This is a genomic window from Pararhizobium sp. IMCC21322 (assembly GCF_030758295.1).
GTDB lineage: Bacteria > Pseudomonadota > Alphaproteobacteria > Rhizobiales.
This window is the reverse complement of the sequence record NZ_CP132335.1, coordinates 296,680-312,739: the sequence shown is the minus strand read 5'-3', so window position 1 is coordinate 312,739 and position 16,060 is coordinate 296,680. Positions and strand designations below refer to the sequence as shown.

The following is a 16,060-nucleotide window of genomic DNA, read 5'->3' as shown; positions in this document are numbered from 1 at the left end:
TTCTGGGAGGAACAAACATGAAATATAGCTTATTCACTACAGTTGCCGCACTCGGGATCAGTGCCGCAGGTTGGGCCTCGGCCCAAGAGCAGATTACGGTCAATATCGGATCTTCACACCCTGAGGCCAATATCTGGGTTTACGCAATGAAGAACACCTTTCAACCCGAGGTGAACCGTATTCTGGCCGAAGCAGGCGCGTATCAGGTCAACTGGAACGAGGCCTATGCCGGAACCCTTTATAAGTTCACTGACACCCGCGAAGCGGTGATGGATGGAATCGTCGATGTCGGCATGGTGGGCACGGTCTGGGAAGGGGCAAACATGCCGCTCCAGAACGTCACCTATTTCACGCCTTTCGCGACGTCCGATCATAAGATGATCATCGAAATTTTCGACGATTTGAGTCAGAACCTGCCCGAACTGGCCAACAGCTGGTCCGAGAATGGCATGGTGCATCTGTCATCACTGATCACGGATAGCTATGACATTTACGCCACCTTTCCGGTGATGGCGATGTCTGACCTGCAAAACCGCAAGCTGAATGCCCCGGGTACGTCGGCCAACTGGCTCCGGGAAACAGGCGCGACGCCCGTCGATGGCGCGCTGACCACATATTACACCAACATTCAGACCGGTGTAACCGAAGGCACATTGTCGTTTGCCTCCGGCATCCTGCCCACGCGTGTTTATGAAGTCGCACCCGAGTTAACCCGTGTGGGTATCGGGTCGATGTATTTTGGCGGGATTGCTGCCAATGAAGACTTCTTCAACGGACTGCCGGAACCTGTCCAGCAGGCGTTTCGCGATGCGGCCAAAGCCACGTCGGCTGCACATGGTGATTATGTGTCTGATCTGGCAGAACGTGCGATGACCGAAATGCAGGCCGCAGGATTGACGGTTCACGAATTGCCCGAGGCTGAGAAAACCGCGTGGGTCGAGGGTCTTCCCGACATCGTAGCGCCATGGCTTGAGCAAACAGGCGACGCCGGCAAAGTGGTTCTGAAGGCCTATTTCGATGCGCTGCGTGAGCGGGGTGCCACTCCATTGCGCAACTGGGATGAAGGTCGCTAAATTTCGATCTTGAACAATGGGCTTCCGGTCGCTCAAACTGCGACCGGAGCCTTTTGCCCTTTGAAGAAAGCCATGAGCCTGTTGATATGAGCAAGCACTATCCCAGCAACGAACAGGACCGATTTGTCCCCAGCTTTGCCGAGGCCCCGGTGGGGGCCATTCTGGGCAGTGTGGCGGCGATCATGTTCTCGGTTGGAACGCTGTGTATCGGCGGACTGATGGCGCTGGTTGTGGCCGATGTTCTGGGCCGCAATTTCTTTGACTCACCCATCACGGGTGTGTCCGAGATTGCTGCCCGCACAGTGGTGGCCATCGTATTCCTGCAGGTGGCTGCGGCGATTCAGCAGAAGCGGCTGACACGGGCGGATTTTCTGGTGCGCAGGTTGCAGCGGGCTTCGCCCAACGCGGTGTGCTGGCTTGAGGTGTTTTTTGCCCTGACCGGGGCGATCGTGTTTGGCCTGATCTTCTGGGCCTCCTGGCCCAAGATGATGGATGCCTGGACCGGCGCTGAATTCTTTGGCGTGCAAGGCGTTTTCACCATCCCCACCTTTCCCTTCCGAGCCATCACAGTGCTCGGTTCCGCTGTGGCGTCGCTTTCGGCGCTCTATCGCATGACCGATGAAGTGCGCAGTCTTCGGAGCAATGCCACATGACCACCCTTGCCATCGGTTTCATTCTGATTGTCGTTCTTGTCGGGCTGGTCCTGATAGGTATGCAGATCGCCTATGCGCTTATTTCCGTGGCGTTTGTCGGTATCTGGATCATTCGCGACAATGTCGATCTGGCGTTCAAGATGCTGGAACTGACCGCCTATAGTGGGATTGCTGATTACCTCTTTGCGACAATCCCGCTGTTTGTTCTCATGGGGCTTCTGGTGAGCGTCTCCAATGTGGGGCGCGATACGTTCGAGGTAGCGGAACAGCTGTTGCGCCGAATGATCTGCGGACTTGGCGTTGCCACGGTTGCGGCCAACACAATCTTTGCGGCGGTTACAGGCGTGTCCATTGCCTCGGCTGCTGTCTTCACGCGGGTCGCTGTGCCGGAAATGACGCGCCATGGATATCGCCCGGCGTTCTCCGCCGGGACTGTGGCCGGGTCGTCAGTTCTGGGCATGTTGATTCCTCCAAGCCTGTTGCTGATCATCTACGGCGTTCTGGCTGAGGTCTCGATCGGCGGCATGTTCCTGGCTGGCATCGTGCCAGGGCTGTTGCTTGCTGGCGGGTTCGTCGCGATGTTGATTGGCATCACCATTGTATTCCCGCGCTTTGTGCTGACGGATCCTGACGTTTCCAAGGCACGGCGGCAGGACATTGATATCGAACCAATGCCGCTGCTCACAATGTTGGGCAAGCTGGTGCCGATTGCTTTGCTGGTCGTTTTGGTGCTGGGCGGGCTTTATACCGGATACTTCACCCCAACCGAGGCAGGTGGCATTGGCGCGTTTGGTGCGCTGATCGTGGCCCTGTCGCGCAGGTCTCTGGATCGGAAGCGCCTGTGGGAGGTGATGAAGCAAACGGCGATTATCTCTGTATCGATCCTGTTGCTGCTGATCGCGGCCAGCTTCTATTCGCGCATGTTGTCGATTGCCGGGCTGCCGAATGCGATTGCAGACCTTGTGCAGGGCTCCGGGTTTGGACCGATGCAGTTCCTGTTGCTTTATGCGGTGATCATCCTGCTGATGGGCATGATCCTCGACAGCACATCAATCCTGCTGATCATGGTGCCGATTGCGGCCCCGATCGCGCAGGGCATGGGCATTGATCTGAGCCACTTTGGAATCATCACGGTCCTTGCCGTCGAGATTGGTTTGCTGACACCGCCCTTCGGGATATCGGTGTTTACCGTGCACAATACGCTTGATGATCCGAATGTCTCCGTTGAGCAGATTTTTGCAGCGACGCTGCCATTTGTCGGTGTGATGTTGATTGTTCTGCTTGTGGTCGCCTTGTTTCCAATCACGGCAACAGCTTTCCTGTAAGCGAAGGTCGGCCAAGCCTGGCGAGGGCTGTTGAGCAGTCTCAATGTCCATCGATTGATGCAGTTGATTGGCCGACAATCAACTTTGGTGGAAATTCAATGAAGCGAGGCAATTCGGTTTTGTTTTGACCTTCCAGTCTTTCGATCAACCAGGTTGCAGCGCACGCTGCCATGTCTCCGATTGGTTGGGCAGCGTGGGTCAGGGTGGGTGATATGAGTTCACTCCAGGGGACTTCATCAATTGTCGCAATGGATATGTCTTCCGGGCAGCGAAGCTTCAGGTCTCTCGCCGCTCGCAAGGCCCCTATTGCAGTTACATTGTTCGCCGTTATCAGTGCGGTTGGCCGATCCTTCTTGCGCAGTAATTTAAGCGCTGCGCGATAAGATGCGTCCTCATCATATTCGCCAAAGCCCAGATATTTGTCTTCCAGTGTCAAACCGGCCTCTGACAGGCTCTCACGCAGCCCGTCGAGTCTTTCAGTGCCGCTCCATTGGCGTTGGTTGCCTGCGACATGGCCAATCCGCCGATGGCCAAGTTCCACCAAATGTCGGACCAGTAATTCCATTCCCAGACGATTGTCCAATCCAACATGATCGCACGCCAGACCCGAGAGTTTATGACCGTAGGTGACAAAGCGAATTGAGCTGGTTGCGAGGGCTTTGACATATTCATGACCCGAACCAGAAGGCATGATAATTGCGGCGCGGATGTTTAATTGCTCAAATTTACGAACGAACTCCAGGTCTCGCTTGGGATCATGCGAAGCTGTCGCGGTCATGGCCATATAACCTATGTCATTCGCCGTTTGTTGAGCCTGTCCCAAAACGGCTCCACCATGCGGGTTCGTCAGATCGGCTAAAATGATGCCAACAATATTGTTGCGCCCCGTTTTGAGGCTTTGAGCAACCGGATTTGGCGTGTAACCGGCGGCCGCGGCGGCATTAAGGATGCGCTCACGGGTCTTGGCTGAAACGCGCTCTGGCGCACTGAACGCAAGTGACACGGTCGATTTCGCAACGCCAGCACTTTTTGCAATGTCAGCTGCTGTTGCGCGACTTGAAATGATAGCCACTCTGGATTCCCTACACTTTATAAAATCGGTTCGATAATAGAATGACAATTGTTCCAGATACAAACCGATAGCTGGCTTATGTTGACAAATTCAGGGAAAACACGCTACCTTAATTATCGAACCGGTTCGATAAATGGTTTGACGACCAGCGTTTCATTGGAGGAAACAGAAATGCAAAACATGTTTAAAACGGCTCTGCTGATTGGTTGCAGCGCCTTTATTGCGCTTCCGGCATTTGCAGAAACAACGATTAGTTTCAGATATAATGACCCTGACCCAGAGGTCATCGAGGCCGCGATTGAAGCCTTTGAGGCGGAAAACCCGGACATCAATGTCGAACTGGAGCGTATATCCTGGGGCGATTCACGGACACAATTCCTGCGTGAAGCTGCCGTGGGCACAGGTCCTGATATCGTCCACATTGCTTTCGTCTGGCCATTGGAAATGGGCAGTGCCGGTGCATTGCTGCCATTGAATGATCTGATCGAAAAAAATGGTGCAGGGTCAGGCTTTGAGAACTTCATCGCGACTGATCTGGCGCGCGACGCGGATGGCAACATATTCGGCCTTCCCTGGACCGCCGATACGTGGACGCTGATCTATACGCCTGCAGTCCTGGAGGAAGCGGGCGTTGAGGTTCCAAAGACCTGGGATGATCTGCAGGCAGCAAGCCGCATGGTGACAGAAAAGACCGATAAAGTCGGCTTCGGCTTTCCCGCTGGTAGCGGTGCGACAAATACAGCCTGGTTTTTGCTGAACTATCACTTGTGGTCGAACGGTCATGCATTGGTTGAAGAAGATGGCAATGGCGGTTTTCGGGTTGGTGTCGATACAGCATCTCTTGCCAACAGCTTCAAATTCTTTGCAGACTTTATGGGTGAAGGCGGTAACCCGCAGTCCAACATCGCATTGGGTGGCCTGGCAGATATAGGCTCACTGGCGCCTATGGTTGAAGGCGATCAAGCCTTCGCAATAGTGCCGCCAAATGTCGCGAAAGCCGTGATTGCGGCTTATAAGGAGAAAAGCGGATCGAATGATGTGCCTTTTGCTTCGAGCGGTATTCCAGCGGGTTCAGTTGGTGGTGTGAGCCATATGGGCGGACGTATGCTCGGCATCAATGCCAATACCGAATATGCTGATGAGTCTTACAAGTTCATTCAGTTTTTGATTTCCAACGAGTTTTTCTCCGACTTTCTGACGGCACAGTTCCCGGCAAGCAAGTCTGCTCTTGCTGCTCTGGAATATCCGGCGGGACTTGAAGGGTATGGCATGCAATTGCCGAATGCCCGGACTTGGGGTGCGTACGCCAATGGCAAGACGCCTATCGGAACCATGTGGAGCGAAGCGGGTCGAGAGTTCGGCGCAATTCTGGTCGGTGATAAAACACCCGAAGAAGCTGCCCAGTCATTGATTGATACGATCAACGACATGCTGGACGATTAATCAAACCGGTTATCCAAATCAGGCCAGCCAATTGGCTGGCCTGCCCTTATCCACGAGGAATATATGCTCAGCTATTCCAAGGATCAGCGAAAATTTGTCTTGCTGATGCTGTTGCCAGCGTTCGGCATGACAGCAGCATTTTTCCTCTGGCCCACAATCTACAACATCAAAAACAGCTTTACAGACCTCAGTCTTCTGGGTCTGCGCGATGGTGGCAAGTGGGTTGGCCTGGAAAATTACATCGACCTATTTAATGATTCCGATTTCAAGAAAGTCGTCTTCAATACGTTGTTCTGGCTGACATTTGTTTCGGTCAGCATTCGGCTGGTTCTGGGCTTTGCGATCGCGCTCTTCATTGAATCCCAGCTTGTGCGCCGTTTGCGCCTGACAGTTCCGCTTCGTATGGCCGCGCTTCTGCCATGGGCGACACCCGATATTGTGGCCGTCACAGTGTGGAAGCAGATTTTCGATGGACGCACCGGCGCCATCAATAACAAGCTGGTTGAGTGGGGGTTTATTGACCAACCCATCATTTTTCTCGGAGATCCATCTTATGTCTGGCCTTCCGTCATCACGATCATTGTGTGGAATGGCCTGCCCATTATCGTGCTGACAATGGCCGCAGCGCTACAAACCGTGCCGCGCGATCTGTATGAAGCAGCAGACATTGACGGGGCCAATAGCTGGATAAAATTCTGGCATGTGACGTTCCCCCATGCCCTGCCGGCTCTGGCCGTGCTGGGACTCCTCACAACCATCTGGACGTTCAACAATTTCATCTATGTCTGGATGTCTACAAGTGCTGGACCCGGCACATTTTCAAATGTTCTGGCAACGGAAGTTTATCTCCAGGCATTCGTGAACTTCAAGCTTGGCCTGTCATCAGCAATTGGCACATTCATGGCCGCGCTCGCATTGGTATTTGGCATCATCTACTTCCGATATGTTGTCACAAAAAGATTTGGAGGGCTGATGTGACCGATGTCGCAATAAACCGGTCGACCGTGAAACGACGCAAGCGTGGCCTGACCCGCAAGCACAGCCCTGTCAAAACATCAGCAGCACTCGTCTTTGCAGCCTTGCTCATTTTCTTTTTTGCCTCGCCTGTGGTGTGGATTTATTGGGCGTCATTCAAACCCAGTGCCTCATTGATCGGTACTGGCACGCAAGGCCTTGTTTTCACGTTTGAAAACTATAGAAATGTTTGGAAGAATGACTTCGGCCGCTTCATGTTCAACAGTCTGTTTATCTGTGGCATTTCGGTCATTATTTCCACCAGTGTTGCGGTCTGCGCGTCCTACGTTTTATCGCGCTATCGTTTTGCCTATAAAAAGTGGCTGTTCGGCTTTCTTGTGCTGACCCAGACCTTTCCGTGGATCGTAATGATGACCCCATTGTTCATCATGTTTGCCAAACTTGATCTGATCAACAATCACTTCGCCCTGATGTTTTGCTACGTCACGATCACCCTTCCGTTTTCGATCTACCTCATGGTTGGCTATCTGGAAGCCCTGCCCAGAGACCTTGATGAAGCGGCTTTGATGGATGGATGCTCGCGTTTTCAAACGCTGCGCCACATCATTCTGCCGCTGCTCGCTCCGGGTATCGTCGCCACCGCAACCTATTCATTTCTCCTGATGTGGACAGAATTTCTGCTGGCTATTGCGCTGCTGACAAAAACGTCACTGAAAACACTCCCGCTCGGTCTGGCACTGTTCTTTGGCGAAGAAACCGTTGATTGGGGTGCCGTGATGGCTGCCTCTGCACTCACAACTTTGCCCGCATTATTATTATTCCTGCCGGTTCAGTCCCGCCTTGTGGCTGGTCTGTCTGCTGGTTCGGTCAAAGGCTAAAAAATGGAAACCGCGATATTGACTAGCAAATATCCTGCCCTTGAGCTGAAAAACGTGGAAAAGCGTTTCGACAGTTTTGTCGCCCTGCAGGGCCTCAGTTTTTCTGTGCCGCATGGTGCTTTCGTCGCAATTGTCGGCCCATCAGGTTGCGGAAAGTCTACGCTTTTGCGCTTGATTGCAGGCCTGGAGGCAACAACTGACGGCGAGATATGGCTGGACAGCGAAGACGTGACTGAAGCGTCCGCAGGCGAACGGGGCCTTGCAATGGTGTTTCAATCCTATGCGCTGTATCCGCATAAAACGGTCCGTGAAAACATGGCGTTTTCACTCAAAATCGCAAAACGGCCAAAGGCGGAGATTGAAAGCCGTGTGGCGGAGGCCGCCCGCGCCCTGCAATTGGAGGAACTCCTCGAAAGGCTCCCCAAGCAACTCTCTGGCGGGCAGAGACAGCGTGTAGCGATTGGCCGCGCGATTGTCCGAAAGCCCAAAGTGTTTCTGTTTGATGAGCCGCTTTCAAATCTTGATGCGGCGTTGCGTGCCGAAACCCGCGTTGAACTGGCTGAGCTCCACCAACGGCTCGCTGCAACCATGATTTACGTCACGCACGACCAGGTGGAAGCGATGACTCTGGCTGATCAGATCATCATTCTCAATGCCGGTGAAATACAGCAGATGGGCACCCCCAAGGAATTGTATAACGAGCCGAAGAATGCGTTTGTGGCGGGTTTCATTGGCTCACCAAAAATGAATTTCGTCCCGGGCACCATACGTGATGCAACGTTTGAATCTGCAGACCTATCGGTTACAGGCCTCGGCCAGATTGCATCCGGTGCGACCACATTAGGCGTACGTCCAGAATCTCTGATGCTTGCAGACAAAGGCAAGGGTATTGGTCAAATCGAAGTTTCAATTGTCGAATATCTTGGAGATGAGAGCGTCATTCATGGCCGTTTGGGTGATGGCACGCCGATAATTCTGCGCGAAAAGGGCAGCGTCGAGTTCAACACCGGTGACAGAGTTTCCATTGATATTGAAAGCGTTGACGCGCTTCACTTTTTCTCACCTGACACTGGTGAGCGCATCGTACCGCCTGCGAAAACACCGAGCAAAGGATAGACGATGGGAACGAAACCAAACTTCATTTTTATTATTGCAGATGACCATCGCTCCAGTTCAATCGGCGCGCATGGCTGCGATGAAGTCTCGACACCCAATTTGGACGCATTGGCAAAACGCGGCACTGATTTTCGTGGTGCGCATTGCCAGGGTGGTTTCAATGCTGCTGTCTGTACGCCCTCGCGCGCAACTGTCATGACCGGTCGAAGCGTCTTTGATTTAACGCCGCCTGATAATCGCTGTGCTGACGACTTCAGTGTTGGCGCAATTATCCCACCCAGTATCCCCACCATGCCGCAATTATTGCGCGAAGCGGGCTACAAAACCCATTCCATCGGCAAATGGCACAATGACAAACAATCTTTTGCACGCAGTTTTTCAACAGCAGACAAAATCCTTTTTGACGGGATGTCTGAACACGAAGAAATGGTCCTGCAGGATCATGATCCAAGTGGAATTTATGCCGAAGACCGTGCGCGTAAGGTAACCGGATATTCAACCGACATATTCAAAGATGCCGCATTGGACTTTATTGAAACAGCCGACCGTGATGAACCATTTTTCCTCTATATTGCGTTCACGGCACCGCATGATCCCAGGACCCCACCCAAAAACTGGGCGGTTGATCCTTCAGGTGTCACCTTGCCAAAATCCTACATGCCGGTCCATCCGTTCGACAATGGTGAAGCGCTTATCCGTGACGAAATGCTGGAGAAATTTCCGCGCTCGCCGGACGCCATTCGGCAACATATTGCAGACTATTATGGCATGATTGCACATATGGATGACGCTATCGGCCACATCATCAAAGCGACCGAAGACAAGGGTCTGCTTGAAAATACCATTATTATCTACACAGCAGATCATGGGCTTGGGTTGGGCAATCACGGTCTGATGGGCAAACAAAATCTGTATGAGCACAGTCTTCATATTCCGCTGATATTCGCCGGACCACAGATTCCGGAAGGCAAGCAATCAGATGATCTTGTGTGGCATGGCGATACCCATGCGACAGTGCTTTCCCTTGCCGGACTTGACGTTGCTCCCGAATGCGGTGGCGCCAATCTTGTGGGGCAGGACGATGACCAGACGGTTGGATCCGGACGTCAATATTTCGGCGCGGTTTACCGTGAATCACAACGTATGATTCGTGATGATCGCTACAAGCTTATTCGTTATTACAAGGACACGAAACATCGCGCCTCGACCAGTAACAGCCCGACGCCCGGATCAGACTTGTTACAGTTGTTCGATCTTCAAACCGATCCTGACGAGCTGATCAATCTTGCCTTTATGCCGGCACACCATGCCACACGTGATCGACTTTTAGGGGCAATGGAGAACTGGCAGCTGAAAATGGGCGATCACTGTGGTCTGCCGTCCTAGAGCCGATTACATTCAGAGCCCGGACTTCTCCAGCAACAGGCAATCAGGCAACGAGGCTCATTGCGTGAATCCGTTGTTGGGCTTGTTCGCTCGACATGGGCCTGCCCAACAAATAACCCTGACCCATCGTGCAGCCAATTGACGTCATCAAAGAGAGTTGTTCGCTGGTTTCGATGCCCTCGGCAACGGTTTGAATGTTCAATTCCTCAGCGAGGTGCACAATGGACCGAACAATCGCGTTTGAAAGCTTGTCAGTATCGGCCCGATCAACAAAGGAGCGATCAATTTTCAGCTTGTCGAATGGAAACAGTTGCAGATGCAAGAGTGATGAATAGCCCGTGCCAAAATCATCAAGCGCGATGCGTACCCCGAGCCTCTTGATCTCATGCAATTCGGCGATCGATGCCCGATCCTGCAAAAGTGCGGTTTCAGTCACTTCCAGTTCAAGACGTTCGGGCGCGAACTTCCAGCGCTTCAGCGCCCTGCGGACCTGGTCTACAAAATCGCCCTGGCCCAATTGTTTCGGTGAGACGTTGACGGACAAATGAATGGCTTCATCCCATTGGCCGGCCTGTTGCATGGCCTTGTTGAGAACCCAGTTACCGACATGCCCGATGAACCCGTCCTTCTCGGTTGCCAGAATAATATCCTGCGGAGAAATACGATCATCGGAATCACCGTTCCAGCGAATGAGAGCCTCAAAACCATAGTCCTGCTGGCGGTTCAGACATACAATCGGCTGATAGTTCAGCGTGAGATTATCAGTGGAGTCGGCGCTGCGAACGATTGTTTGTATACGCCTGGTGCGGGAGAGTTCCTCTTCAATCCTGCGATTGAACATCTGAAATCTGGAACGGCCATTTGCTTTGGCCTTGTAAAGTGCAAAGTCGGCCCGGGTCAGTATTTCTTCCAAACCTGTTGTCTGCGATCTGGCTTCACAGCAGCCTACGCTGACACTGAAATTGATAATGCTTTTCCGATATAGCAACTCTTTGCGCATAAGCTCGACCACATCTCGGGCGATTGAGATGACTATGTCGTCATCGCAATCCTGATCAATCTGAAGCAGTACAGCGAATTCATCCCCGCCCAGGCGCACCACGACATCGTCGCTGCGCACGCAGCCCATCAGCCGGTCAGCGACACTCACAATCACAGCGTCACCGGCACCATGGCCGAAATTGTCATTGACCTGCTTGAACTCGTCAATATCGATCAGCATGACGGCCATTCGCTTTGATGTGTCGGCTGCCCTGGTTTCAAACTCGCTTGCGAACTTGGCCCGATTGCCCAGTCCCGTCAGACTGTCATGGAGTGATGCATGCTCAATTTTCTCTTGCGCACGCACGCGCTCGGTGATGTCGGAATGGGTTGCGACCCAGCCACCATTCGGCATGGCGGCATGAATGGATGAGATGATGCGACCACTGTTGAGACGCACGCCACCGGGTACGATTTCTCCCTTCGCCAGTCCCGCGCGCAATTCGGCGAGCATCTGGTCGTAACCGCCGTCAAAGCCCTCAAAGCCATTTTGCAGATCCTGGACTTCAATCAGTTTTCGAAGCGATACGCCCTTGTAGATATCGTCCGGCGATTTTTCGAAGATATCTATGTATCTCTGGTTCCACAAAATCATATTGGCGTCCGCATCGAAGACGGTCACGCCCTGGTCCATATTTTCCAGCGTAATGTGCAACTCATCCTGAATTTCCTGCGCAATTCGATTTGCTTCATAACTGGCCAGCAGGGAGTTGACGATCAGTTGAAGATTGAAAAGCCCATGGCGTTCAGAGTCAGAAAGGGTACGTGGCCTGCTGTCGAAAACAGACAGGACACCCAACATGCCTGATTTGTCTATGAATAGCGGTAGTCCCACGTAAAAGCATATGTCTGAATGGTTGTCATGGAGCGCATGTTTACAGAAGCCTTCATCGGAGGATGCATCTTCAACTATGAACAGCTGGCTGTCATCGGTGACCTGGCTTGCGCAGCTTTTGGCTGTTGCAATATCGTCAGCCATCAATCCAAAGGAGGTGATGACCCGATGCTGATTATCTTCTATCATCGACAGCATGGCACTCGGGCATCCAAGGCTGTTGACTGCAAGTTCAACGATGGCCTGCATTTGGGGCAAGTCGTCGAAATTCATGTGGGCAAATCGTGACCTAATTGACTGGTGGTCTTTCTTTGCCATTGCATCTGGCTGGGCCCTGGAAGAATACGGCTGTGCCCTGGAATCCGGGTCAATCACGGTTTCAACCCCTCAACAGGATTGCGTGAGGCCATGCCCCTGCAAAATGGCATTGAATGTATGCCACATGGTTCCTGACCCTGGTTTTGAGACATATTTCCGGGCATGGCCCTCCCCAATGACTTGTATTTGACCTCGTCGCGGTGTGATGACTGGATGTCGGGCCAGGTCGAATTGCCAGGCCACCGCCAAAGTGTTCGCTTTCATATGCGTTGGACCGCAATCATAAGTAGCGCTCATTAAGAACTCGCTAATATGGCTCCGAGAATACCGGATAGCTGCTAAGGGCTTTTTTAAACTGGTTTGGTCGTGGGAAGGGCCTCTGAGCATCTTTCTGAGCTGTTCTCCCGAAGATCAAGTGGCGCCTGATGGCGCTTGCCGAATGTGCTCCCATTCAAACATCCAGCCCGGTCATGTGGGCCAGAAGTTCGGCGGCGTTTCTGACGCCGAATTTTTTCAGGAGACGGCTGCGAACGTCTTCGATGGTGCGGGGGGACAGGTTCAGAATGCGGGCGATGTCCTTGCTGGTCTGGCCCTTGCTGAGTTGCAGGACGATCTGGCGTTCTCTTGGCGTCAGTTGGCTCTTTGGCACGGTATCCGAAATTTTTGCAAAGCTCAGGACAGTGCGTTGCAGCGGGTCGTCTCGGGTCAGCGTATGGGCGCGGAAGCGGCACCAGAAGGGCGTTCCGTCGCGTCGTTTCATAATGCGTTCGTCTGAATAGATGCCTTTTTCCTGCAAGGGTTTAAGGCCGATGTCGCGAATGGCATCAAATTCCTTGCGCGTGGAATAGAGCATGCGGAAAGACTGGTTGATCAATTCAGATCTGTCATAGCCAAACAGCGCCGCAAAGGTGACGTTGCAGCTTTTGATAATGCGGCGCTCTGTCAGGACAATCCCGATGGGTGCTTCGTCAAAGGCGAGCATGGCCAATTCATAGGTCATGGTCATAGGTCATGTTCGTAGTCATGGATATTGCACCTTTCTATCAGACTATCCGTGTTTATACGGTATTGATACCGTAGGGAAATCTGCTGATAGTGGTCCTCTGGATGGAGGGATGCAAATGGCGGATATTGCAGAGGAACTGAGCGCCTTGATTGAGGCGCGCCGGGATGATCTGATTGCGCTGACGCAGGATCTGATCCGCATGCCAACGCTTAATCCGCCGGGCGATAATTATCTGGAGATTTGTGAATATCTGGCCGTTCGGCTGCGCGCCAGCGGGTTTGAGATAGAACTGATCCGGGCAGAAGGCACGCCGGGTGACAGTGACAGATATCCACGCTGGAATGTGGTTGCCCGCCGTGCGGGACACCGCCCCGGGGAATGCGTGCATTTCAACTCCCATATCGATGTGGTGGAAGTGGGCCGTGGCTGGAGCTTTGACCCGTTTGCCGCAACTTTGGACGACGGTAAAATATATGGCCGTGGTGCCTGCGACATGAAGGGTGGCATGGCCGCCTCGATCATTGCCGCTGAGGCCTTTCTGGAAGTATGCCCGCAGTTTTCCGGCGCCATTGAGATATCCGGCACAGCGGATGAGGAAACCGGTGGCTATGGCGGGGTCGCCTATCTGGCGGAAAAGGGTTTTTTCTCTCCAGAGCGCGTCCAGCACGTGATTATTCCGGAACCCCTGAACAAGGATCGGGTCTGTCTGGGCCATCGCGGGGTCTGGTGGGCGGAAATCGAGACCCATGGCGAAATTGCCCATGGCTCCATGCCATTTCTGGGAGATTGCGCAGTGCGCCATATGGGAGCGGTGCTGGATGAGATGGAAACCAGCCTGTTTCCGGCCCTCGCGCACAAGCGCACGGCCATGCCGGTGGTGCCGGAACAGGCCAAACAATCGACGCTGAACATCAATTCACTGCATGGCGGACAGTCTGAACCGCCCGCCGATTTTACCGGTTGGCCCTCTGCCTGCGTGCCTGATAGCTGCCGCATGGTGATTGACCGACGGTTTCTGGTTGAAGAGACCATTGAAGACGTCAAACAGGAAATCAGCGATGTTCTGGAGCGGGTGAAAGCCAGGCGCGACAGGTTCAGATATGACATCACAGACATGCATCAGGTTCTGCCCAGCATGACGGATCGCGATGCACCCATTGTAAAAACAGTTTCAAGGGCGATTGAAGAGGTGCTAGGAGTAGCGCCGCAATATGTGGTGTCACCGGGAACCTACGACCAGAAGCATATTGACCGTATTGGACGGCTGAAAAACTGCATTGCCTATGGTCCCGGTATTCTGGATTTGGCACATAAGCCCGACGAATATGTCGGGGTGGATGATATGATTGACTCTGCGAAAGTGATGGGACGCACACTTCTGGCGCTTTTGACAGATCGTGATGACTGATCAGGGAAGGTACTTTACATGATTTATGGAAAGACAGGTTTTGCGGTTGCAGCCGCATTGGCATTTGCCCTCACCGGCGGGGCCGCACAGGCCGCCAAAACCGACATTGTGGTTGGGCTGCAATTGGAGCCGCCGCATCTGGATCCAACGGGTGCTGCCGCCGGCGCCATTGATCAGGTGGTTTATTCCAATGTGTTTGAGGGACTGACCCGCTTTGCTTCGGATGGCTCTATTGTTCCGGGTCTGGCCAAATCCTGGGAAATTTCCGACGACGGGCTGAGCTACATTTTTCAGCTGAATGAGGGCGTCACCTTTCATGATGGCAGCGCGATGGATGCTGAGGATGTGAAATTCTCGCTTGATCGCGCCCGTGCCGAAGACAGCACCAACGCCCAGAAGCCGCTGTTTGCAGATATCGCCTCGGTTGAGGTGATGGACCCGATGAACGTCAAGGTGACTTTGTCGAAGCAAAACGGCAGTTTCCTGTTCAACATGGCCTGGGGCGATGCGGTGATCGTGGCTCCGGAAAGCATTGCCGACATCAAAACCAAGCCGGTGGGCACCGGACCTTTTGTTCTGTCGAACTGGGTGCAAGGTGATCGTATTGAGCTGGCTAAGAATCCCAATTATTGGGGTGAAGCCGTCAGCCTTGAAAAAGCAACGTTCAAATTCATCTCTGACCCAACAGCCGCTTTTGCAGCCGTGATGGCAGAAGATGTTAATGCCTTCATGGCGTTTCCGGCCCCTGAAAACCTGCCGCAGTTTGACGCTGACCCCCGTTTCAAGGTTCTGGTCGGGTCAACCGAAGGCGAGACCATTCTGGCGATCAACAACAAGCTACCGCCATTTGACAATGTGAAAGTGCGCGAAGCGGTTGCCCATGCAATTGATCGTCAGGCGATTATTGACGGTGCAATGTTTGGTTACGGCACGCCGATTGGCACCCATTTTGCACCTCACAATCCGGCCTATCTCGATCTGACCGCAAATTCTGCCTATGATCCGGAGAAGTCCAAAGCACTTTTGGCGGAGGCGGGTCTTGCAGATGGCTTTACGACGACGCTGAAATTGCCACCGCCGTCTTATGCGCGGCGCGGCGGCGAGATTATTGCCTCCCAGTTGAAAGCTGTCGGCATTACAGTTGAAATCAGCAATCTGGAATGGGCGCAGTGGCTGGAGCAGGTGTTCCGGGGCAAGGATTTTGGTCTCAGCATCGTGTCTCATACCGAGCCGATGGATATTGGAATTTATGGCCGTGAGGATTATTACTTCCAGTATGGCAAGCCGGAATTCCAGGCGCTGATGGCCGATCTCAATGCGTCGACAGACCCGGCAGAGCGGACCACCATTCTGCAGGCCGCACAGACCATGATTTCTGAAGATTATGTCAATGGATATCTGTTTCAGCTGGCCAATACAGGTGTTGCCAATACCATGATTGAAGGTCTGTGGGCCAATGCGCCGACACAGGCCGTTGATCTGACAGGCGTCTCATGGACTGACTGAAGCCGGACCGACTAGAAAATTGCAC

13 protein-coding genes are annotated in these 16,060 nt (G+C 53.1%); 10 read left to right on the top strand and 3 right to left on the bottom strand.

The window, feature by feature from the left end; translation table 11 throughout:
• Positions 1 to 17: 17 nt before the first annotated feature.
• The 3 genes from RAL91_RS01610 (at position 18) to RAL91_RS01600 (ending at position 3,051) form a co-directional block, all read left to right on the top strand.
• A complete protein-coding gene (locus RAL91_RS01610; RefSeq protein ID WP_306259235.1) occupies positions 18 to 1,073 on the top strand; it encodes a C4-dicarboxylate TRAP transporter substrate-binding protein in 1,056 nt (351 codons plus the stop codon).
• A gap of 86 nt (positions 1,074 to 1,159) precedes the next feature.
• Positions 1,160 to 1,726, top strand: coding sequence for a TRAP transporter small permease subunit (locus tag RAL91_RS01605; protein ID WP_306259234.1), 567 nt, complete (start codon positions 1,160 to 1,162; stop codon positions 1,724 to 1,726).
• Positions 1,723 to 3,051 carry a TRAP transporter large permease gene (locus RAL91_RS01600; RefSeq protein ID WP_306259233.1) on the top strand — a complete coding sequence of 443 codons (1,329 nt, stop codon included), beginning with the start codon at positions 1,723 to 1,725 and terminating at the stop codon, positions 3,049 to 3,051. Before RAL91_RS01605 ends, RAL91_RS01600 begins: the two co-directional genes overlap by 4 nt.
• Before the next feature lie 40 nt (positions 3,052 to 3,091).
• On the opposite strand, the gene RAL91_RS01595 is transcribed toward RAL91_RS01600, so the two are convergent.
• Positions 3,092 to 4,123 (bottom strand): LacI family DNA-binding transcriptional regulator, encoded by a 1,032-nt coding sequence (locus tag RAL91_RS01595; RefSeq protein ID WP_306259232.1) that lies wholly within the window; start codon positions 4,121 to 4,123, stop codon positions 3,092 to 3,094.
• 171 nt (positions 4,124 to 4,294) lie between these two features.
• On the opposite strand from RAL91_RS01595, the gene RAL91_RS01590 reads away from it, so the two are divergent.
• The 5 genes from RAL91_RS01590 (at position 4,295) to RAL91_RS01570 (ending at position 9,921) form a co-directional block, all read left to right on the top strand.
• A complete protein-coding gene (locus RAL91_RS01590; RefSeq protein ID WP_306259231.1) occupies positions 4,295 to 5,566 on the top strand; it encodes an ABC transporter substrate-binding protein in 1,272 nt (423 codons plus the stop codon).
• 63 nt (positions 5,567 to 5,629) lie between these two features.
• A complete protein-coding gene (locus tag RAL91_RS01585) occupies positions 5,630 to 6,544 on the top strand; it encodes a carbohydrate ABC transporter permease (RefSeq protein ID WP_306259230.1) in 915 nt (304 codons plus the stop codon).
• A complete protein-coding gene (locus RAL91_RS01580; protein ID WP_306259229.1) occupies positions 6,541 to 7,419 on the top strand; it encodes a carbohydrate ABC transporter permease in 879 nt (292 codons plus the stop codon). The genes RAL91_RS01585 and RAL91_RS01580 overlap by 4 nt, the downstream gene beginning before the upstream one ends.
• An 18-nt stretch (positions 7,420 to 7,437) precedes the next feature.
• Positions 7,438 to 8,535, top strand: coding sequence for an ABC transporter ATP-binding protein (locus RAL91_RS01575; RefSeq protein ID WP_306259228.1), 1,098 nt, complete (start codon positions 7,438 to 7,440; stop codon positions 8,533 to 8,535).
• Between the two features lie 3 nt (positions 8,536 to 8,538).
• The gene (locus RAL91_RS01570) at positions 8,539 to 9,921 is read left to right on the top strand and encodes a sulfatase-like hydrolase/transferase (RefSeq protein WP_306259227.1); all 1,383 of its coding nucleotides are present in this window, start codon (positions 8,539 to 8,541) and stop codon (positions 9,919 to 9,921) included.
• 43 nt (positions 9,922 to 9,964) lie between these two features.
• On the opposite strand, the gene RAL91_RS01565 is transcribed toward RAL91_RS01570, so the two are convergent.
• Positions 9,965 to 12,070 (bottom strand): EAL domain-containing protein, encoded by a 2,106-nt coding sequence (locus tag RAL91_RS01565; protein ID WP_306259226.1) that lies wholly within the window; start codon positions 12,068 to 12,070, stop codon positions 9,965 to 9,967.
• Between the two features lie 496 nt (positions 12,071 to 12,566).
• Positions 12,567 to 13,115 carry a PAS and helix-turn-helix domain-containing protein gene (locus RAL91_RS01560; protein ID WP_306259225.1) on the bottom strand — a complete coding sequence of 183 codons (549 nt, stop codon included), beginning with the start codon at positions 13,113 to 13,115 and terminating at the stop codon, positions 12,567 to 12,569.
• A 121-nt stretch (positions 13,116 to 13,236) separates the two neighbouring features.
• Here RAL91_RS01560 and RAL91_RS01555 point away from each other — a divergent pair, with 121 nt between their 5' ends.
• A complete protein-coding gene (locus tag RAL91_RS01555) occupies positions 13,237 to 14,529 on the top strand; it encodes an acetylornithine deacetylase/succinyl-diaminopimelate desuccinylase family protein (protein ID WP_306259224.1) in 1,293 nt (430 codons plus the stop codon).
• Positions 14,530 to 14,547: 18 nt separating this feature from the next.
• On the top strand, positions 14,548 to 16,035 hold the full coding sequence (locus tag RAL91_RS01550; protein ID WP_306259223.1) for an ABC transporter substrate-binding protein: 1,488 nt from the start codon (positions 14,548 to 14,550) through the stop codon (positions 16,033 to 16,035).
• Positions 16,036 to 16,060: the final 25 nt, after the last annotated feature.